The following is a 21,528-nucleotide window of genomic DNA, read 5'->3' as shown; positions in this document are numbered from 1 at the left end:
TCTAATCTCAATCTGCAGGCCCAAGAAGTACAAGACTCCGCGGTCTTTCGATATAACCATCCCTGCCATCTGGTACAATTTCAAGTAAATCAATACGTGTTGGCGTAATATCAATAATACGTCCTTGATTCATCCCGATATAGCTACCACGTTGTACACGTTCAACTTCACCATCTGGCGTTTGAATCAATGCAATGATCTGACCTGTTACACCCTTCATGCTACCCTTCATATTCAATGATTCAATCGCATAACTTTCAAGGGGTTGTGGTGGACGTGAGAAGTTTGGATAAACACGCTTACCTGACATGATTTTCAATTCATTGGCAAGTGAATTTGGTAAAACCGGACTGCGCAATTGTTGAGCACTATAGTTAAAACTTGCAATCGGCTCAAAAACTGGTGCTGGTTCAATCGGTAAAGGCTCTTGGCTACGAATATCTGCCATTGCTTGAGTCACTGCATCCATACGTGAATCACAGCCTGATAAAATCAATCCTATCGCAAGACCGCAGGCAATTTTAATTGTTTTCATTATTGTTGCCCTCCTGGCTGAACCGCAGGTGCTTGACTAGAGCCTGCATTATCATCCGTACCAATATAACGGTATGTCTTTGCATTCAACGTATAGTCAACCAATGGAATATCTGATTTTTTATCTGATGGTGGCGCAGCCGTCACGGTAAAGTCGTGCATAGTCACAATACGTGGTAATGCTGCAATACTGCTGACAAAATTACCAAATGAGTGGTAATCACCTGTTGCTTGAATTGAAATAGGCTGTTCAATAAAGAACTCTTGTTTTACTTCATTTTCAAGACGAATATTTTTAAATTTAAGCCCTGAACCCACGCCAGCAACGTTAATATCTTCAACTAATCCTGGTATTTCAGTTTCTTTCGGCAATTGTTGCAATTGTTGCGTAAAATTGGCTTCCATTTGCTGTAACTGCGTTTGAAGCTGCTGTAAGTTACGTAATTTAGAATCTTTTTCCTTAAACTCATTCAGCAAAGTTTGCTCTTGGTTACGCGCACCATCAATCGACTCTAACTTCGATTTGATTGCCAAGAAATACCCCAATGCGCAAACAACAAAGAATAAAAATATCCAACAGGTAATTTTGACGGACCAAGGCCAACTACCAAAATTATTCATATCAAGTGTATTAAATTGTTGAAAGAATTTTTCAACTGTCATTTTTTTCTTTTTTGGTCCATCTTTATCTAGAGACACTTCATTTAATTCATCACGACTCATTGTGCACCTCCCGCATTCGCTGTTGTTGCAACCGCAGCACTTGCACCCTGATCTGCATCGGCTTGAGTCCCAGCTTCACCAAGATCAGCAGTAACAACAAAACTTCCATAAGTTTCTTCAACTCGTGGAACAATTGAACTTGTGTCTTTATTTTTATTTTCTTCTGCTGCTAGGAATGAATTCATAAATGCATTTCTAAACCATGGTGATGCTTCCATACCACGAAGTAATTCAGCTACTGTATTTGGACTTTCTGCACGCCCTTCGATCGTAAACTTATCACCTGTACGATTGAACTTTGTAATATACATACTTGATGGCACAACACGTACCAATTCATCAATTAAATGAACTGTGACAGGTCGCTGACTTTCAAGTCCTTGAATCAGTTTCATGCGCTCAATAATGGCATTACGACGTTCTTGCATACCATCTAATGTTTTTAATTGGCTATCAAGCGTTTGATTGGTGCTTGTAATAAGCTGATTTGCTTGTTCCTGATCATTGAGTTTATGATCAAAATATAACCAAGCCAACATCACTGCAACCAAGCCTAAAATTGCCACCCCAACGCACATTGCAATAAATTGTTTCTTACGCTGTTCTCTCAGCTCATCACGCCAAGGGAGTAAGTTAATCTTTGCCATTAATCAAAACTCCTCAATGCCAAACCGCATGCAACCATTAATGATGGCGCATCATTTTCTATTTTTTTCAGGTCGATCTGTGGTGAGAACCCCATCTGCAAAAATGGATTTGCAACAGTGACTCGATAACCTAGTTTTTGTTGTAATAATTTGGATAAACCAGGAATATTTGCATTCCCCCCTGCCAGCAAAATGTGGTCAATCTCGTTAAATTGAGATGATGAGAAAAAGAATTGTAATGAACGTGCTGCTTGTTGTACTACAGCTTCTAAAAATGGATTCAATACTTCCGTTTCATAGTCATCAGGCAAAGTACGATCTTTTTTCGCACGCCCTGCTTCATCATATGACAAGCCATAACGGTTCTGCACATCTTGAGTCAGTTGTTTACCACCAAAGACTTGCTCACGCGTATAGATAATTTTCCCATTTTGCATGACAGACAATGTCGTCATGGTATGACCAATATCGAGAATACCGACCATATTTACACCAATAGGCAATGTATCTGAAAACACATCAAATGCACGTTCAAGTGCATAGCTTTCAACATCAGCAATTTTTGGTGTCAAACCTGCAATTTCGATCACTTCGAGTCGAGTATCTATATTTTCTGTGCGTGTTGCGACAAGCAACACGTTGACCCGATTCGGGTTTGCAAGACGATCGGGTAACACTTCAAAATCAAGACTGACTTCATCAAGTGGAAAAGGAATATACTGCTCTGCATCCATACGAATCTGAACTTCACGTTCTTCATCGTTCATATCTGCATCCATCTCAATGACTTTATTAATCACCATTGATGTAGGAACAGCAAGCGCAACATTCTGTGATTGCGGATTTGCAATATTCACCGCGCGCTCTATTGCATCTGCAACAGATTCCGGATTGAGAATGCCTTTTTCAACGACACTCCCTTCCTGTAATGGACTTAATCCATAACTTTCAACCCAATAACGACCGTTTTTAACAGACAGTTCCAATATCTTTACAGAAGTAGAACTAATATCCACCCCTGCTAACCCCTTATTTGGCTTACGATATAGTCTAAGCACGATACAATTCCTATTATTTTTTTATCCCCAACTACATACAAACTAAAATACAGCTGGTCTTAATTTTTTAACAGATACAATATCTCATCTAACAATCCGCCAAATGAAAAGCTATACTGACCGTCAATTAGTTTGCCATTAGCTCTTATTAAAACTTACTTGTTATGAAAAAGCTATCTCGATTAGGTCATATTCACCCATTTTTTTTGCTGATTATTAGTATATTAGTTGCAATTCCAATGGGATTTTACGGCATGTACCTTTACATTGCCCCTTCACTACCTGAAATGAGCTCATTAAAAAAAGCTCCTTTATTGAAGCCATTACAGGTGTATACCTCCGATAATGAGCTAATTGCAGAGTATGGTGGCAAACTTTCGGTACCTGTTGAATACAAACAAATTCCACCAGAATTCATATATGCATTTTTGGCGGCTGAAGATTCGTCTTTTTTTGAACACAGCGGGATCAGCTTTAAAGGTCTAGGTCGTGCTGTTAGTGAAAGTGTGACGGGGTCAAATGTTCAAACAGGTGGCTCGACCATCACCATGCAGGTAGCTAAAAACTATTATTTATCGCCTGAGCGAACGCTTAAACGTAAGTTAACTGAAGTTTTCCTTGCTCGAAAAATAGAACAAAACCTAAGTAAAGAAGATATTTTATCTTTATATGTCAATAAAATTTTCTTAGGTAAAAATGCTTATGGCATTGCAGCCGCTGCAAAAATTTATTATGACAAAAATCTTGATCAGCTCAGCATTGCCCAAATGGCAATGATTGCGGGTTTACCCAAAGCCCCATCAAAATATAATCCTGTTGCCAATCCTGAACGAGCTTTAGAGCGTCGTAATTGGATTTTGGGACGTATGTTGCAACTCGGTTATCTTAAACAAGAGCAATATCAAAAAGCAGTCGCTGAACCTATTAGTTTAAATATGCCTGACCGTGGCATCACCAATAAATTTCCTTATGTCGGTGAAATGGTTCGCTCAGAGTTAGTCGAAAAATTTGGCGAACAAGCGGTTGACTCTGGCTATAAGGTTTACACAACCATTAACAGCCAACGTCAAACCTATGCCGAAGAATCAGTACAAAAAGGTTTAGAAGACTATGATCGCCGTCACGGTTGGCGTGGTGCAGAGGCACATGACAAACCATTAAAAGACTTCATTCCATTTGCAAATACTTACCCTGCACAAGTTGTCAAAGTTAATAGCAATAGTTTTGATGCTTTGATGCAAGATGGCTCTAAAGTCACTATTCCTTGGTCTGGTATGTCTTGGGCCCGACCATATCGTAATGCCAACAGTGTTGGTGGAGCACCAAGTAATGCATCACAAATTGTTAAAGTAAAAGATATTGTCCGCTTGCGTCCAAACGAAGAAAAATCGGCTTGGTCATTGGTTCAAATTCCAAAAGCCCAAGGACAATTGATTGCAATTAATCCCAACGATGGCTCAATTGAAGCAATTGTTGGTGGTTATAACTTTTATCATTCAAAATTTAACCGTGCGCTACAAGGTTGGCGTCAACCCGGCTCAACCATTAAACCATTCATTTATGCTTTAGCACTTGAACGTGGTATGACTCCTTATAGTATGGTAAATGACAGTCCGATTCGGATTGGGAAATGGTCACCGAGAAACTCAGATGGTCGCTATTTGGGGATGATTCCACTACGTCGTGCATTGTATTTATCTCGTAATACCGTGTCTGTTCGCCTATTACAAAGCGTTGGTGTAGAACGTGCTCGCCAACTACTTATGGATTTTGGCCTACAAGATGATCAAATTCCTCGCAACTTTACGATTGCACTTGGTACACCTCAGGTACTTCCAGTACAAATGGCAACTGGCTACGCAACGATTGCAAATGGTGGTTATCGTGTTCAACCTCACTTTATTAGCCGTATCGAAGATGCGTATGGTAAAGTCATTTACGAAGCGAAACCTGATTATGCATGTATTCCGTGTATCAATGAAAAAGTCACTCAACCTCAAGTAGAAAAAGCCGAAAATTCAATAACCTCGCCTGATGACGAAGTATTTGCGAGTGCTGCTTCTGCTCCAACATCTGAAAGTAAACCTCTAAGCAAAGAGGAACAAGGGAAGTACCGCCAAGCTCAACGTATTCTAAAATCACAATCTGCATTTGATATGGCAAATATCTTACGTGATGTGATCGTACATGGTACTGGTCGTGCCGCATTGAAAATTGGTCGTGATGATATTGGTGGTAAAACAGGGACAACCAACGATGCTAAAGATGCTTGGTTTGCAGGCTTTAATGGCAAACTCGTGACCATTGCATGGGTTGGATTCGATCAACCATCAACTCTAGGTCGTCGTGAATATGGTGGTATTGCTGCTCTACCTGTATGGACAAACTTTATGGGCAAAGCGCTTAAAGATACACCTTCTGCTTGGGTACGTTTCGACAAAGATGCAAAAGATCCTCTAAGTCGCGAACAACGTAGTACAGAAGAAGATATAATGCTGAATGATGAAGATAAAAAAGATTATCGCGCATCACCACCATTGGCTCGCCCTATTTATCGTCCTGCACCTGTAGCACCAACACGTAATCGTGCGAGTGACTTTGATGATTTACCTGGAGAAAGTGGCAATGCCGATGCTCCATCTGCGCCTCGTTCATCAGAACAAGCGCTTAAACCTAAAAACTCAGCGCCACCTGCAATGAATCAAGGTTCGACTTCAGCAAAACGAGAAAGCGATTCTATGGAAAATTTAATTAATAATGTGCAGTGACCATCTTCCAGTGAGTTACAAAGCATTATGCTAAAAAAAATAGCCATCTTCGGATGGCTATTTTTTATGTCTATTGAATCTGTTGTTTGACTGGATCAACAACTTATTTCTTCTGAAAAATATACATTTGGAAACTCGCTTTGAGTTTCATTTCGGATTGTTGCTCCAATTGCTGACGTTTATCTTGCTTTGCTTTATAGGCATATGGTGTCATTGCAATCAAGTCTTTCAATTGTTGTTGATCTAAAGTAAATTCTGACTCGATCATCGGTTGCTCAATCAATTCAAAATTTTCTTTTAACTGCTCAACAAACTTATGCGGATCATGTGCATTTACTTCATCAAATAGCGCTTCACGCATTGCATACAAGTGTTCAGGTGCAGGCGTAACCACCATCAAATAACCTTGTGGCTTAAGTACACGTAAAATTTCATCTTCAGGAATTGGACTAAATAAACTCGTACATAAATTAATGCTTTGATCAAGTACAGGCAATGTTGCCCCTGTACCAACTACCCAAGTCACATCTCGATTCATTTTTGCTGCAACTTGTACCGCATTTTTGGCAATATCTACACCAACACATTGTAAGGTTTCTTTTTGCATTGCACTGGTGTAATAGCCCTCACCACAACCAATATCGAGCAAATTTGCAATGTGTAATTCACGAATTTTTTCAACCACTGCATGCTGTAGTGGCGCATAGAAACCACCACTTAAAAATGCACGGCGAGCTTGTATCGATTCAGGTGTATCACCCGGATTTTTACTGTGCTTATGCTGTACCACATGCAAGTTGACATAGCCTTGCTTCGCCACATCATAACTATGATGATTCGCACAGCGCCATGTTCTTTCCGTCAGACTGAGTGCTTCACGACATACGGGGCACATGAGCAGATTCATCATTTTTCTCCTGAAAATAAAAAAGCCGGCTTGAGCCGACTTTTCATTAAAGTTTTGCTTAGCGTAATTTTAAGGTCATTAAGCCTAAAACTACTAGCATAATTGTAATAATCCAAAAACGGATAACCACTTGCGTTTCACGCCAGCCTTTCTTCTCATAGTGATGATGCAACGGTGCCATGAGGAAAACACGTTTATTACGCATGCGTAGTGAGCCAATTTGTAGGAAAACTGAAATTGCCTCCACCACAAATACACCACCCATAATAGCAAATACAATTTCTTGACGCACCATCACCGCAATTGTACCGAGCATCGCACCTAAAGATAATGCACCGACATCACCCATAAAAATTTGTGCAGGATGGGCGTTATACCATAAGAATGCCAAACCAGAACCAATCATTGCCGCACAGATAATTACAAGCTCAGAGGTATATTTCACATAAGGAATATGCAAATAATTAGCAAAGCGAATATCACCTGCCAAATACGCAAATACACCTAAACCTGCTGCCACTAAGACAATTGGCATAATCGCCAAACCATCCAGACCATCAGTTAAGTTCACTGCATTTGAGCCACCATTAATCACTAAATATGTGAATAAGATAAAGCCTATTCCCAAAGGTACTGCTGATAACGGAATGCTGAGGTTCTTAAAAAATGGAATCAATAAATCAAGCATATTTGCAGTATGAACAGGATTCGCTTGCTGTGTCGCAATCACATATAGCGCAATACCTGCACCCAATGAACCAACTGAAGTCCAAAAAAACTTTTTCTTTGCAGGTAACCCTGCATTATCTTTATAACGAACTTTAATCCAATCATCTGCCCAACCTACTGCACCGAAGATGATCATTACAGCGAGCACAATCCACACATAAGGATTAGATAAATCTGCCCAAAGCAATGTACTGATGCCAATCGACAAGAGTATGAGAATCCCGCCCATCGTTGGCGTACCCATTTTCTTTGCATGATTTTCAGGTGCAAATGAACTGACCGCTTGTCCATATTTCAATGCTTGCAGCTTACGAATCATATATGGACCAAGTGCCAAGCCAATGGCAAGAGAGGTCAATACACTTAATAAAGCGCGCAATGACAAATATCGAACCACCTGAAACGTGCTATCAAAGCCTGCCAGATGTTCAAACAACCATAACAACATTTTAGAGTTTCTCCATTAAAGCAGTCATCAATGTTTCCATATGCGTATAACGAGAACCTTTAAAGAGGAAACTCATTGACTGTGGTTGATGGGTTTCAACCAAACTTACCAAGAAAGGTAAAGCCTGTTCTTGCGTCAGAAAAGCCTGCATTTTTTTACCGTATTGTGTACTACGTGCACCTTCTTGTGCAGCAGGAGAAAATTCACCCACAACAACTACAAAATTGACACCTTGAACAGAAACTAGGTCACGTCCCAACATATAGTGTTGTTGTGCCGCCGTATCTCCAAGCTCTCCAATATCACCCATCACCATGACATTTATACCGTTTTGCTGTGAAAGCACTTCAGCAGCAGCGCGCATAGAAGTCGGATTGGCATTATAAGTATCATCAATAAATAAATATTTGTCTTGCTGAATAAAGTTCAAACGCCCTTTCGCGCCTTGTGCTTGTTCAAGCCCAGTAACAATATCATCAAGTGAAATACCAATCGCTAAAGCAAAAGCAGTCGCTGCTTCCGCATTTTGAACATTATGCTCACCTGCAAAGGGTAAATGAACTTTTTTAGAGCCTTCAGGTGTATTCATGGTAAATGTTGCAGACTGAGTATGTAGCTGAAGATCTGTTGCAAAAATATCACCACCTTGACCAAAACTGAGTACTTTCTCAGTTTTTATCACTTGGCGAATCGTATCGGTAAAGTCGTCATGTGCAGGAATAATTGAAGTTCCTGTAGGCACAATATGTGCATAAATTTCAGATTTTGCACGACAAATGCCATCACGACCACCAAACTCACCCAAATGTGCCGTCCCAATATTAAGAATACCTGCGACATGCGGTTGAACTAAATTTGAAGTGTAATCAATTTCACCTTGGTGACTTGCACCCAACTCCATGACCGCATATTGATGCTCGGCACGTAGCTCAAGGAGCATCATCGGCACACCTAAATCATTGTTCAAGTTACCACGCGTAATTAAAGTCGGTGCTAAGCGAGATAAAATACTACCCAACATCTCTTTGGTTGTGGTTTTACCACTACTGCCTGTCAGCGCAATTACTTTCAGTTGTGAGTTTTTGGCACGACGATATGCACCCAAATACCCCAATGCCAAGCGTGTATCTTTGACGACCAATTGGCAAATATCAGCATCAACTGGATGACTCACAATCGCAACTTGGCAACCATTGGTAGCCACTTGTACAATAAAATCATGCGCATCAAAACGCTCACCTTTAAGCGCTAAAAATGCATCTCCCAATTCTGCATGACGTGAATCGGTCAAAATACGTTTAACTTCACCTTGTGGTGCTTTATCTAAATACCAATAACCTTGAGTTGCTTCAGCAAGTTGCTCTGCTGACCATGGCTCCAAAGGCACAGTACTCGTGGTCGAGGTATGCATCTCTTATTCCTACTGAGCTGGATATGCTGAATTTGAATTATGATGTTGCGCATCAATGGCTGATTGCACTTCTACCACATCATCAAACCAATGGCGTACACCATCAATTTCTTGATAGTTTTCATGCCCTTTGCCTGCAATCACCACGATATCACCGCTATTTGCATGCTTAACGGCATATTTAATGGCTTCACGGCGATCATGTATTTCATGAACGTCATGCTGACTAAAATTAATATCTTGTTTCATATCTGCAAAAATTTGTGTCGGATCTTCTGTTCGTGGATTATCCGAAGTAATGATGATCGGATTAGCTTGTTCTAAAGCAGCCCTAGTCATCAGTGGGCGTTTACCACGATCACGATCACCACCACAGCCAAACACCGCCCACAATTGATTTTCTACGTGACGTTTTAGAGTTTTTAAAACTTGTGTAAGTGCATCGGGTGTGTGCGCATAATCGACCACAAATAAACGATCTTCATCACGAATCACCTGCATGCGACCCGGTGCACCTTTGAGCTTCGGCACATCAGCAATTAAACTTGCCAAATCAAAACCTGCTTGCTCTGCAACAATCAATGCAGCAACAAGATTTTCAATATTGAAATGCCCTAATAATGGGCTACGAACGGTAAATTCTTGAGTTATCGTTTTTAAGTGGAATATCGCGCCCTCTAAACTGTACTGAATACCAAAAACTTGATAATCCGCAGTACGTGATGTTGAATAGGTCAACACTTTAGGATGCGATAAATTGCTACTTGCCGCATCTAACATGATATGAGAATGTTCATCATCAATATTAATCACAGCAACTTTCAGTGATGAAAATTTAAATAAACGTGACTTCGCTTCAGCATAAGCTTCAAGCGTACCGTGATAATCCAAATGATCACGGCTTAAATTGCTATACGCTGCAATTTCAATATCACAGCCATTCAGACGACCTTGCTCTAAGCCATGTGAACTTGCTTCAAGTGACGTAAATTCGGCACCTTGTTTGGCAAAATCATGCAACATATCTTGTAAATGTAGTGCATCCAATGTGGTATGTGACGATGCTTCAAGGTTCGGTAAAATACCATTCCCTGTTGTTCCCATCACGGCACATTTTTTGCCTTGCAACATAATCAATTCAGCAACTAAACGAGAAATAGTCGTTTTACCATTGGTTCCTGTAATGGCCAAAATACGACTTAGCGTTACAGCATCAGTCGCTTGCAAATATTGTTTTTGCCATTGTCCCATCAAATGACGTACATCGGGACAAATCAAAGTAGATTCAAGACCTAAATCTGTTTCACTAATCACTGCCAATGCACCATTTTGCAAAGCGGATTGAGCAAACTGAATCGTTTTTTCAGGCTGCGTATAACTGGTCAGAGCAATAAAAATTTGCCCTGACTGTACAGCACGACTGTCTAAACTAAAACCGTGAAAAGGCTCTGCCATCCAAGCATACTTATTTTCGGTATCAAAAATATCCTGAAAACAAATCATCATTTTTACCTATTGGGCTTTCGCTGTTTCAAGCGGTTTATCTAAAGGAACATTCATTAAACGCAGAGATTCCTGCATGATACGTGCAAACACAGGAGCAGCAACCAAGCCACCATAATATTGCCCACGAGGATTTTCCACCACAATAATAATCGCTAAACGTGGATCACTAATCGGGGCAACGCCTGCAAATAATGCACGATACTCAGTATTTGAATAACCACGATGGTCAGGGCGCAATTTATGTGCCGTCCCCGTTTTACCACCGACACGATAGCCAGGAATGTTTGCTTGTTTTGCTGTACCACCTGGCATCGTCACCTGCTCAAGCATCAGCAAAACATCATCGGCAATTTTTTTATCAATAATTTGTTCACCCTTCGGCTCACTTTCCAACTTATACAAACTTAGTGGATGACGCACGCCATGGTTCGCCAACATTGCATAACCTTGTGCAAGCTGTAAGGTTGTGGCATTGATCCCGTAACCATATGCCATTGCACCTACTTCAGATACATTCCATTTATTCGATGGCAGAATTAAACCACCACTTTCACCTGGAAATTTCACCGCAGAGCGCTGACCAAAGCCGACACGTTTAAAGAACGTTGGTAAAGTTGAATATGGCATCGATAATGCGATTTTCGCTGAGCCGACATTCGATGATTTAATAATGACACCTGTAACTGTCAACGAACCATAGTTATGCGTATCACGAATGGTATGGTTACCAATACGCATTGAACCCGGACTTGTACTAATCACACTATTTGGCGTGTATTTACCACTTTCTAGACCTGCAGCAATAGTAAAAGGTTTCATAGTTGAGCCTGGCTCAAACATATCAATTGCCCCACGGTTACGCATAGCATCTTTATTTTTTAGACCATTTTTATCATTTGGATTGTACGATGGCCAACTGCTCATCGCCAAAATTTCACCCGTTTTCACATCTACAGCAATCGCAGAGGCAGAACGTGCATTATTTGCAACACCAACCGCCGTCAATTCACGATACATAATATATTGCAAACGTGAGTCGATACTCAGCGTAATATTTTCACCCGCAGTGACTTCTTTCACTACTTCAGGCGTTTTTACACGGTTACCATGCTTATCACGGGAAATTTTTTGCTCACCATCTTCACCTGCTAAGCGAGTATTGAGCTGCATTTCCAAGCCTTCAATTCCAAGCCCCTCACTATTGGTCAAACCAATAATCTGCGCATTTGGCTGTGGCTGTGGATAATAGCGTTTATAGGTTTTTTCAGCATATACTCCTGCAAATTCACGCTTCACAATCAAATCAGACTGTGGTGGTGGCACTTCTTTTTTCAGTACCAAATAGCGTGAACGAGGGCGATCATTCAAATTTTTCTTTAAAGCTGCACGATCGATACCCACTGCATCCGCAAGCTCATCTAAATTTAAATTTTTATCGGGTAAAGCGCGCTTTAATTTACGGCTATTCGGCTGTTTTTCAAGCTCTTTAGTGATGCGATCAAATTCAGCTTTTGTTTCAAAATATTCTTTTGGATCAATCACAACTTTCATGATTGGTGTACTAATTGCTAAAGGTACACCATGACGATCACTAATGACTCCACGCATTGCTCTGAGCTTTTCTGATCTCAAAATATTAGCATTGGCTTTATTTTGTAAAAAGTCTTTATTAATGACTTGTACATAAAACGCCCGACCAACCAGTGCAAAAAAACACACCAATACTACGCCCCATAAAAGATAAAAACGCCACATATCTAGGGTGATTGTATTTTTTTCGGAAATAGACTTCTTTTTACGCGTAGGTTGAGTCTGTTTCGTCTGCTTAGTTACCATACAGCGAGCCTTATTTCTTCTGATCTGTTTCAGCAGGTAATGAAATTACAACGGTTTGTCCCGCTGGTGGTGAATACATACGTAATTGTGTGACAGCACGTGTGCCGATTTGTGCCGTTGCACCAAAGGTTTGCTGTTCAATCAGCAAGCGCCCCCATTCTGCATTAATATCTTCACGTTCACGCATATAGGTATTTAATTCACGAAAATCATGTCTATATTCAAATACTTGCAACACCACCATAAAAGCACTACCCATCACTATAAGCAGCAAAATGGCATATACCACGATTTTTTTAATAGCAATATTTGCTGATTTTTCTTCAATCACCTGTTCTTTCATTCTGTGCCTTTTTGCTCTAAGCGTTCAGCTACTCTTAACCATGCGCTACGTGAACGAGGATTTTCCTTCACTTCAGCTTCACTCGCACGGATACGGTCAATTTTTTTCAGTTTACGGGTATCTTTAATTTTTTGTGGTAAACCCCAACCATCATCTTCGGCAAGTGTTGATTCTTTTTGAATAAATTGTTTAATAATTCGATCTTCTAAAGAATGGAAGCTAATCACTGCCAAACGACCACCCGATTTTAGCAAATCTGTTGCCTGAGGTAAAAAGGCATGTACATCATCAAGTTCTTTATTAATTTCAATACGAATCGCTTGGAACGTACGTGTTGCCGCGTGTTTATTTTTTTCCCATTTCGGATGCGCAACTTTTACAATTTCAGCAAGTTCCGCTGTCGTTGTAATATAACCTGCATTTTTAATCGCTTTAGCAATACGACGACTATAACGCTCTTCACCATATTGATAAATAATATTGGCAAGATGCTCTTCATCTACACTCACCAACCAATCCGCTGCAGTTGGACCTTGTGAATTGTCCATACGCATGTCCAAAGGACCATTACGCATAAAGCTGAAACCACGTTCAGCCTGATCAAGCTGAGGAGATGACACGCCCAAGTCCGCCATAATGCCATCGACTTCAAACAAACCAATTTGATTCATTTCCTGTTGTAGGTCGGCAAAACTTGCATGAATAATTTTAAAACGAGGATCTTCTTTTTCAAGTTGATAAGCAACTTCAAGAGCTTGCGGGTCTTTATCAAATGCATAAACTTGCGCATTTGTATCCAGTTTAGACAACAATAAGCGTGTATGCCCACCTCGTCCAAATGTCCCGTCAATATAAATTCCGGTATTGCGATCTGCTAACAGTGCATCAACAGTTTCATGGAGTAATACGGAAATATGAGACATAAGCGGGGTTTCAGCATAATCAAAAAAGTAACTGCACATTATTACCTTGTTTTATTAAAGCTCCAAACGACTTTTTGTACGGAAATATTAATTTTAATAGGGAAATCCGTTTTATGACGGTTATTCTGCCCTTTTAACTCAACTTCAAGATGTTCATTTAAAATTGATTACAATTTTTTTACAATTGTCTTTTTAAATACAATTTTTTTACAATGAAATACCTAAAACCATCAAATACGCCACCTAGAAAAAAGTCTCCTGTCATTCAGAAGACTTTTATCATTTAAATTAACGCTTTGAGTTATAAATTTGATCAAACATACCGCCATTCACAAAGTGTGTTTGCTGTGCTTTCGCCCAGCCACCAAATACTTCATCAATGGTAAATGTTTTCAATGCAGGGAATTGCTTTGAATACTTCGCTAAAATTTGTGGATTCCGTGGACGATAGAAATGACGTGCTGCCATATCTTGACCGAGTGGTGAGTATAAATAGTTAATATAGCCTGTCGCCAACCATTTATTACCATTCTTCTCAACAGTTTTATCAACAATTGCCACCGATGGCTCAGTCAATATAGACATTGATGGATAAACGATATCAAACTTATCACCCAAGGTTTTTTTACTGATCATGGCTTCATTCTCCCAAGTCAGTAAAACATCACCTATACCACGCTCAGCAAAGGTCGTCATTGAGGCACGAGCAGCAGGATCCATTACTTTCACGTTGTGATACATTTTCGATACGAATTCACGTGCCTTAATATCATTACCACCCGGTTGTTTCAGTGCATAGCCCCATGCAGATAAATAAATCCAACGCGGTAAGCCACCTGTTTTTGGGTTTGGCGTAATAATTTGCACACCAGGCTTAGTTAAATCTGTCCAATCCTTAATACCTTTCGGATTACCTTTACGTACCATAAATACAATGGTCGAAGTATAAGGTGCGGAGTTTGATGGGAACTCTTTTTCCCAGCCTGGATTGATCTGACCCGATTTCACAATTTCATTAATGTCATTCGCAAGTGCGAGTGTCACCACATCACCTTTCAAACCATCAACAACTGAACGTGCTTGCTTACCCGAACCGCCATGCGACTGTTTAAAATGTACGGTTTTACCTGTATGTTTTAACCAATATGCACCAAATGATGTGTTAAATTCATCATAGAACTCGCGTGTCGCATCATAAGAGACATTAAGAAATTCACGGTCGGCAGCCTGTACAGACGTTGTCGTTGCAACAACACCTGAGAGCAATAATGTTGCACTCAATACGGTTTTTAATAGGCTTTTCATGACATATCTAAAAATAATCTAAGTTACTAGTAAATATATGAAAAATTCATATAAATCGCAATTCAGCTTTTCGTAGATAGCATATGCTGATTTATTCTCAATTTTTTTAATCTATTGTTTTTAATTTAAAAAAATACATATTTAACTTTTAGAATGCATATATACCAATTTCTGCTTTTATTATGAAAGAAACGAATATGATTCAATTCGTTTCTTTCCACTTTACTTTCATGCACAATTTTACGATTATTTTTTAAAAGAATAATCTACAGATCATTTCTCTGCTGAAATTTGATCATAAATCGCTCCATTTACAAAATGTGTTTTTTGCGCTTTTGCCCAACCACCAAATACATCATTGATGGTAAAAAGTTTGATCTTTGGAAATTTTCCTGCATATTTTGCTGCAGCCTGAGCATTACGTGGACGGAAATTATATTTTGCTGCCAAATCCTGCCCAACAGGTGAATACAAATAGTTTAAATAGCCTTTAGCAAGATTACGATTCCCATCTTTATCGACATTTTTATCGACAATTGCCACCGATGGTTCAGCTAAAATTGAAATTGAGGGATAAATAATCTGATATTTATCTTTATCAGGTCCTGATGTTGCCAATAATGCTTCATTTTCCCAAGACAGTAAAACATCGCCAATGCCACGCTCAGCAAAAGTCGTGAGAGACCCTCGCGCACCTGAATCTAACACTTTGACATTTTTATACAGCTTTTTCACCAATTCACGAGCCTTCGCATCATTACCACCTGGTTGTTTTAATGCATAACCCCATGCTGACAAGTAAATCCAACGTGGTGCACCACCTGTTTTCGGATTTGGGGTAATGATTTCAACACCTGGTTTAACCAAATCACTCCAATCTTTAATGCCTTTGGGGTTACCTTTTCGTACTAAGAATACAATAGTCGATGTATAAGGTGCTGAGTTGTTTGGAAACTCTTTTTCCCAACCTTTTTGAATTAAGCCCGCATTGACAATTTCATCAATATCATTAGCAAGTGCAAGAGTCACTACATCTGCTTGTAAACCATCAACCACAGAACGCGCTTGCTTTCCTGAGCCACCATGTGATTGTTTAAAATCAATATCTTGTCCTGTCTTGGTCTTCCAAAACTTACCAAAATTTTCATTATATTCCTGATAAAATTCACGGGTTGGATCATAGGAAACATTCAGAAACTCTTTGGCAGCATAACTTGCTGTACTACCAAATACTCCCCCAAAGCTAACAAGTGTGACGAGACTGTTTAATACTAATTTTTTCATTGCGCATCTACTATTGGTATCATTTTTAACCACTATATTTTTATCATCTCGTTTCTACAATCCTTCGGTTATATGTATATTTTTATAATAAATCACATTTTGTCATATTTAATCGCTTGAAATTCACTCAGAAATAAATGAGAATAACTTTCATTAAGAATATTCCATAAATAGATCACAAACGAAATTAGCTCTTCATGCTGTCTACACAGTTATTTGTTAAAACAGCGTGGTGAGAAACGTAAAAATGGATAGCTATTTTTATTACTTTTCGTAAAAAATGTGAACTAATTTATATTTTTTGTTATCAAATGTATTATAGTTAGTATATAATCTTGATATCCATCCAGATTATAAGAAAATACCAACCAATAGGGGATGATTGGATATGAAAACTCAATTACACAAAATAGCAATACTCGGGCTTTTTTTAGGATTTACTGCACAAATGGGGCATAGCGCTGCCATTAAAGATACACATAGAGCAATTACATCAAGCGTGGTGATTGAACGTCAATCTCCTATTGAAAAAGCTTTACTGCAACAAAAGCAACAAAAGCGTAGCGAACAAAAATTAATCACTGAAACAGATGAATTAAAAGTACTAACTTCACTTAAGTCCGCACCTACACAGAATTTTTTTGCTGAACAACACCAACGTTTTTCACGTTTTGTGCAAGCATTTTTCCAACCGCATAACTCTTAAAATAGTAATTGTAGTCATTTAAGACTACTGACTAAATTCACTTCCCCAAAGAGAATTAACTTGCTCAATCGTTTATTGGTGAATTAGCCCTTAAGCGATTGGGCTTTTTCGTTATAATAGTATCAATTTATAGTTTGAATAATAGCTTACCATGACCGTTCGTACTCGTATTGCTCCCTCTCCTACAGGTTTCCCCCATGTAGGTACAGCTTATATCGCCTTGTTTAACTTATGTTTTGCTAAACAACATGGCGGTGAATTTATTTTACGTATTGAAGATACTGACCAAGTTCGCTCCACTCCTGAATCTGAAAAAATGATTTTAGACTCATTGCGTTGGTTAGGTCTAAATTGGTCTGAAGGTCCAGATATTGGCGGACCTCATGCACCTTATCGTCAATCTGAACGTATGGGTATTTATAAGCAATATGCACTTGAGTTGGTTGAAAAAGGTCATGCTTTTTATGCCTTTGAAACGGCTGAAGAATTAGATCAAATGCGCGCAGATCAACAAGCCCGTGGTGAATCACCTCGTTATGACGGTCGTGCATTAAACTTATCTGCTGAAGAAGTACAAACTCGCCTTGCAGCAGGTGAAGCGCATGTGATTCGAATGAAAATTCCAACTGAAGGTATTTGTCGCTTTCCAGACATGCTTCGTGGTGAAATTGAAATTCCATGGACACAAGTGGATATGCAAGTACTGTTAAAAACAGATGGCTTGCCGACTTATCATTTAGCGAACGTGGTTGATGACCACTTAATGGAAATTACTCATGTGATTCGTGGTGAAGAATGGATTCCATCTGCACCAAAACATCAATTACTTTACCAATATTTTGGTTGGGACATGCCAACACTGTGCCATATGCCTTTGTTGCGTAATCCTGATAAATCAAAATTATCTAAACGTAAAAATCCGACATCCATCAACTACTACAAAGATATTGGTGTACTTCCTGAAGCATTATTGAATTATTTGGGTCGTATGGGTTGGTCAATGCCTGATGAACGTGAAAAATTCAGCCTTGCAGAAATGGTTGAACACTTCGACATTAAACGTGTATCACTTGGTGGTCCAATCTTTGATGTTGAAAAACTCAATTGGCTCAATGGTCAATGGATTAAAGGTTTAACACCAGGTCAATTACTCGATACGTTATTGACTTGGAAAGCAGATCGTAAATTACTTGAAGATATAGCAGCTGCAATTCAACCGCGTATTAACTTATTGTCTGAAGCTGTGAATTGGGCAGGTTTCTACTTCAATCAATTCCCAACTTTATCTAAAGAACAATTTGAAAGTAAAAAATTGTCAGAAGAACAAGTTCGTCAAAGTTTACAGTTTGCTATTTGGCGTCTAGAAAGCATGTTTACATGGAACAATGACACTGTAAGCCAAACTTTAATGGATTTGGCAACACAAATGGAAATTAAACTACGTGATTTCATGCCGACATTCTTTATTGCCATTGCAGGTTCAACATCTTCGACCCCTGTTATGCAGTCAATGGTGACGATTGGACCTGATTTGACCTTTGCTCGTTTACGCCATGCGCTTGAAATTGTTGGTGGCCCGAGTAAAAAAGAAACAAAAGTATGGGAAAAACTCAATGAAAGCTTAAAACTGCCGAAAAATGATGCAGTTGATAACACTTAATTGAATTTAATGTTGACGTATAGGCGCTATGCCCCTAATATAGCGCCCATACAGAGACTAGGTTCAAAACTTAGTTAGTAAGATCCTACAATAACATTGTTAATGTAAATTTTACTGCTGTTGCCTCGATTGTCCCTATCGTCTAGAGGCCTAGGACATCGCCCTTTCACGGCGGTAACCGGGGTTCGAATCCCCGTAGGGACGCCATATTTAAGATGGCTTTGTTTGAAGTTATCTTCGTAAAAAACCCAAGCATTATGACTTGGGTTTTTTATTGCCTATTTTTCACGATATCTTTATTTATACTTATAAAATCAGCACGCTTTTTACATTCGCCAATATTCCGATTAAAATAACACTCAGATTAAATCTGTGGAGTCCTCATGCAATACCAATGCCCTAAATGCCAGAGCCGAAAAATTCTTCCAGTTGCAAGTGCCAATGAACCTGCAGTACGCCCTGTCGTGCCGAAAAGCTTGGTATTCCTTATCCCATTAATTTTCATTTTATTACTTTTAGTTGTTATTAGCATTTTTATGATGATTTTTGGTAATGGTGCAGGTCAAACACTCCAAATTGCAACTGTGGTTATTTTTATTGCCTCAGCCATTGCCGGAATTTTATTTTGGCGTGATCTTCCTGATTTTAAAATTTCAATGCAATCTTTCATGCAAGCCAATAAAGAGTGGAAATGCCGTGATTGCAATCATCAATGGAAAGTTTAACCCTTAATCTTATAAATAGAAAACAGCATCAATGTTGATGCTGTTTTACAGAATTTGAATGTTCATGTGACTCATGATCGTCATTCACTGACTGTTCACTATGTAAATGTGGGGCACACTCATCGTCTTCAATCTGTAAAGTCATTTCAGTAATCCCATGTTGATGACTGAGTATTTCCATTGCATCTTGATACAACTGGTTGCGATCTACTTGTGGTGCCAATAAATGTACCGTCAAATGTACATTTTTTGAAGTAATTGCCCAAACTTTCAGTTGATGAATACTCTCCACACCTTTTAAAGCCAATAAATCATTACGCAATTTCTCAATATCAATTTCTTCAGGTACACCCTCTAACAAAATATTGATACTTTGTTTTAACAAAACCCAAGTTCTTGGTAAAACCCAAAAACCAATCAATACTGCAATAATAGTATCGACCCACATCCAACCCGTGAAATAAATAACTGTAGCACCGATAATAACGCCAACAGAACCAACTGCATCACTCAATACTTCAAGATAAGCTCCTTTTACATTCAGGCTTTCTTGTGAACTTGAAAATAAAATTTTCATAGAAATTAGGTTAATAATCAAACCAATTACCGCAACAATCATCATACCAAGACTTTGAATTTCAGGTGGATGACTAAAACGCTGATACGCTTCATACAGAATATAAATCGCAACAACAAAGAGCATCATGGCATTAAACAATGCTGCTAAAATTTCAAAACGCTGGTAACCAAAAGTGCGCTTATCATCGGCAGGCAATTTACCAATTTTAATCGCAACCAAAGCAATCGCCAAAGCCGCAGCATCAGTAAACATATGTGCTGCATCGGACAACAATGCTAAACTTTGTGTCATAAAACCCGCAATCACTTCAATGACTAAGAAGGTCGTCGTTAACACTAAAGCAAAGGTTAATTTTTTTGCATTTCCTTCTGTTACAACAGCATGACTATGATCATGACCTGCATGATTACCCATTTTTCACCTCTTTTTATTGCTTTGATCTGATGGGCTAATAATTAACTCAACCACAGATACTAATGATAATTATTATCAAATAATAAAATTCTCATATATACTTCATCCATTTTAAGACCAACGCTTTAAACTATAACCTTACATTAGGATTCAAAACCGATGAAAAAATATATCCTTTCTACTTTATTTTTCAGCTTAGCAACAACATTAACATATGCACATGAACCTTATGTTGCTCCTCTAAGCTATATCACGTCAAATACTCAAATTCCTGTGATTAGTGCCTATGCTGAGCAAGCACTTCAACCAGAATATGCATTAAAACAACCTACATTTAATATCATTCAACCTGATCAAAGCAAAATCAGTATTCCATCTGAAAGCGATTTAAAATCTGTAAGTTTGATAGATTTACCGCTCCCCCAAAAAGGTACGTATCAAATTTCAAGTAAAGTATCTTTCCCTTTAAAATACGTACAGCACAATAAAGAATGGAAAACCTTTTTTGATATGCCCGCAGATAAAGCAAAAGATATTAAAGAGCGTGATTACATTATTCCTTCTGACTTCAAAAAATCACCTACTCCTATAGAAATCACACGTGAATGGTCAATTCAGAGCTATGTTTCTAAAGAAGAAATATCACCTCTACAAAGTACAATTGATGCACCTATTCAAGTTGAGTTCAAAACCCATCCAAATAACATTAACGCACAACAACCCATTCAAATAACAATTAAAAAATCTGGTCAAGCACTAAAAAATCCCGAGCTTGTTGTACGAGCGCAGGGACAAGAAGAGGATGATGCAACACACGTTACTGTTGATACAAATGGCATAGCGACTTTAAATTTCCCACATGCAGGTCAGTATCTTGTTGAAGTCAGTGAGAAATTCAATAAAACAGCTAAACCAACCAATCAGTACTACACCATTATTAGTTTAGGTGTTCAACCTGCAACGAAATAAAGAAAAATTCTTTGTTTCAACCTCGCTCTTTCATAGGAAAAAGCGAGGTTCT

19 protein-coding genes and 1 tRNA gene are annotated in these 21,528 nt (G+C 38.9%); 6 read left to right on the top strand and 14 right to left on the bottom strand.

The features are described from left to right. Positions 1-7: 7 nt before the first annotated feature. The 4 genes from ACK2M2_RS00655 to ACK2M2_RS00640 are packed head-to-tail and all read right to left on the bottom strand — an operon-like array spanning position 8 to position 2,962. Positions 8-535, bottom strand: coding sequence for a pilus assembly protein PilP (locus ACK2M2_RS00655; protein WP_419345803.1), 528 nt, complete (start codon positions 533-535; stop codon positions 8-10). Next, positions 535-1,257, bottom strand: a complete 723-nt coding sequence (locus tag ACK2M2_RS00650) for a type 4a pilus biogenesis protein PilO (protein ID WP_409509885.1) — start codon at positions 1,255-1,257, stop codon at positions 535-537. The genes ACK2M2_RS00655 and ACK2M2_RS00650 overlap by 1 nt, the downstream gene beginning before the upstream one ends. Continuing rightward, on the bottom strand, positions 1,254-1,904 hold the full coding sequence (locus ACK2M2_RS00645) for a PilN domain-containing protein (RefSeq protein WP_409509884.1): 651 nt from the start codon (positions 1,902-1,904) through the stop codon (positions 1,254-1,256). Before ACK2M2_RS00645 ends, ACK2M2_RS00650 begins: the two co-directional genes overlap by 4 nt. Beyond that, positions 1,904-2,962 (bottom strand): pilus assembly protein PilM, encoded by a 1,059-nt coding sequence (locus ACK2M2_RS00640; RefSeq protein ID WP_409509883.1) that lies wholly within the window; start codon positions 2,960-2,962, stop codon positions 1,904-1,906. Before ACK2M2_RS00640 ends, ACK2M2_RS00645 begins: the two co-directional genes overlap by 1 nt. 164 nt (positions 2,963-3,126) lie before the next feature. Here ACK2M2_RS00640 and ponA point away from each other — a divergent pair, with 164 nt between their 5' ends. Beyond that, positions 3,127-5,730, top strand: a complete 2,604-nt coding sequence (gene ponA, locus ACK2M2_RS00635; RefSeq protein ID WP_419345802.1) for a penicillin-binding protein PBP1a — start codon at positions 3,127-3,129, stop codon at positions 5,728-5,730. Positions 5,731-5,833: 103 nt separating this feature from the next. On the opposite strand, the gene ACK2M2_RS00630 is transcribed toward ponA, so the two are convergent. From ACK2M2_RS00630 to ACK2M2_RS00590, 9 genes are all read right to left on the bottom strand, one after another. Beyond that, positions 5,834-6,637 carry a putative RNA methyltransferase gene (locus tag ACK2M2_RS00630; protein WP_419345885.1) on the bottom strand — a complete coding sequence of 268 codons (804 nt, stop codon included), beginning with the start codon at positions 6,635-6,637 and terminating at the stop codon, positions 5,834-5,836. A 58-nt stretch (positions 6,638-6,695) separates the two neighbouring features. Beyond that, positions 6,696-7,814 carry a phospho-N-acetylmuramoyl-pentapeptide-transferase gene (gene mraY / locus ACK2M2_RS00625; protein WP_409509880.1) on the bottom strand — a complete coding sequence of 373 codons (1,119 nt, stop codon included), beginning with the start codon at positions 7,812-7,814 and terminating at the stop codon, positions 6,696-6,698. Position 7,815: 1 nt separating this feature from the next. Further along, on the bottom strand, positions 7,816-9,225 hold the full coding sequence (locus ACK2M2_RS00620; RefSeq protein WP_419345801.1) for a UDP-N-acetylmuramoyl-tripeptide--D-alanyl-D-alanine ligase: 1,410 nt from the start codon (positions 9,223-9,225) through the stop codon (positions 7,816-7,818). A gap of 9 nt (positions 9,226-9,234) precedes the next feature. Continuing rightward, positions 9,235-10,731 carry a UDP-N-acetylmuramoyl-L-alanyl-D-glutamate--2,6-diaminopimelate ligase gene (locus ACK2M2_RS00615; RefSeq protein ID WP_419345800.1) on the bottom strand — a complete coding sequence of 499 codons (1,497 nt, stop codon included), beginning with the start codon at positions 10,729-10,731 and terminating at the stop codon, positions 9,235-9,237. 6 nt (positions 10,732-10,737) lie between these two features. Next, complete coding sequence (gene ftsI, locus ACK2M2_RS00610) at positions 10,738-12,567, bottom strand: penicillin-binding protein PBP3 (RefSeq protein ID WP_419345799.1); 1,830 nt, start codon at positions 12,565-12,567, stop codon at positions 10,738-10,740. 10 nt (positions 12,568-12,577) lie between these two features. Further along, a complete protein-coding gene (gene ftsL, locus ACK2M2_RS00605) occupies positions 12,578-12,910 on the bottom strand; it encodes a cell division protein FtsL (RefSeq protein WP_409509876.1) in 333 nt (110 codons plus the stop codon). Beyond that, on the bottom strand, positions 12,907-13,833 hold the full coding sequence (gene rsmH, locus ACK2M2_RS00600) for a 16S rRNA (cytosine(1402)-N(4))-methyltransferase RsmH (protein ID WP_409509875.1): 927 nt from the start codon (positions 13,831-13,833) through the stop codon (positions 12,907-12,909). The genes ftsL and rsmH overlap by 4 nt, the downstream gene beginning before the upstream one ends. A gap of 288 nt (positions 13,834-14,121) precedes the next feature. After that, complete coding sequence (locus ACK2M2_RS00595) at positions 14,122-15,138, bottom strand: sulfate ABC transporter substrate-binding protein (RefSeq protein WP_409509874.1); 1,017 nt, start codon at positions 15,136-15,138, stop codon at positions 14,122-14,124. A gap of 273 nt (positions 15,139-15,411) precedes the next feature. Then, positions 15,412-16,422 (bottom strand): sulfate ABC transporter substrate-binding protein, encoded by a 1,011-nt coding sequence (locus ACK2M2_RS00590; protein ID WP_409509873.1) that lies wholly within the window; start codon positions 16,420-16,422, stop codon positions 15,412-15,414. Between the two features lie 388 nt (positions 16,423-16,810). Between ACK2M2_RS00590 and ACK2M2_RS00585 the strand changes: the two genes are divergently transcribed. The 4 genes from ACK2M2_RS00585 to ACK2M2_RS00570 all read left to right on the top strand — a co-directional run bounded on the left by ACK2M2_RS00585 (position 16,811) and on the right by ACK2M2_RS00570 (position 19,513). Next, a complete protein-coding gene (locus tag ACK2M2_RS00585; protein WP_409509872.1) occupies positions 16,811-17,128 on the top strand; it encodes a DUF4179 domain-containing protein in 318 nt (105 codons plus the stop codon). 151 nt (positions 17,129-17,279) lie between these two features. Then, positions 17,280-18,788, top strand: a complete 1,509-nt coding sequence (gene gltX / locus ACK2M2_RS00580; protein ID WP_409509871.1) for a glutamate--tRNA ligase — start codon at positions 17,280-17,282, stop codon at positions 18,786-18,788. Positions 18,789-18,919: 131 nt separating this feature from the next. Beyond that, positions 18,920-18,995 (top strand) — tRNA-Glu (locus ACK2M2_RS00575). A 176-nt stretch (positions 18,996-19,171) separates the two neighbouring features. Next, positions 19,172-19,513, top strand: a complete 342-nt coding sequence (locus ACK2M2_RS00570) for a hypothetical protein (RefSeq protein WP_409509870.1) — start codon at positions 19,172-19,174, stop codon at positions 19,511-19,513. 28 nt (positions 19,514-19,541) lie between these two features. Here ACK2M2_RS00570 and ACK2M2_RS00565 read toward each other — a convergent pair whose 3' ends face one another. After that, positions 19,542-20,507 carry a cation diffusion facilitator family transporter gene (locus ACK2M2_RS00565; RefSeq protein WP_419345798.1) on the bottom strand — a complete coding sequence of 322 codons (966 nt, stop codon included), beginning with the start codon at positions 20,505-20,507 and terminating at the stop codon, positions 19,542-19,544. A 159-nt stretch (positions 20,508-20,666) separates the two neighbouring features. Here ACK2M2_RS00565 and ACK2M2_RS00560 point away from each other — a divergent pair, with 159 nt between their 5' ends. Then, positions 20,667-21,476: a DUF4198 domain-containing protein gene (locus tag ACK2M2_RS00560; RefSeq protein WP_419345797.1), complete on the top strand. Its 810-nt coding sequence runs from the start codon at positions 20,667-20,669 to the stop codon at positions 21,474-21,476. Positions 21,477-21,528: the final 52 nt, after the last annotated feature.

This window comes from Acinetobacter sp. TY1 (assembly GCF_048551395.1).
Taxonomy (GTDB): domain Bacteria; phylum Pseudomonadota; class Gammaproteobacteria; order Pseudomonadales; family Moraxellaceae; genus Acinetobacter.
Note: the sequence above shows the minus strand (reverse complement) of the source record. Positions and strands in the feature narration are given on the sequence as shown.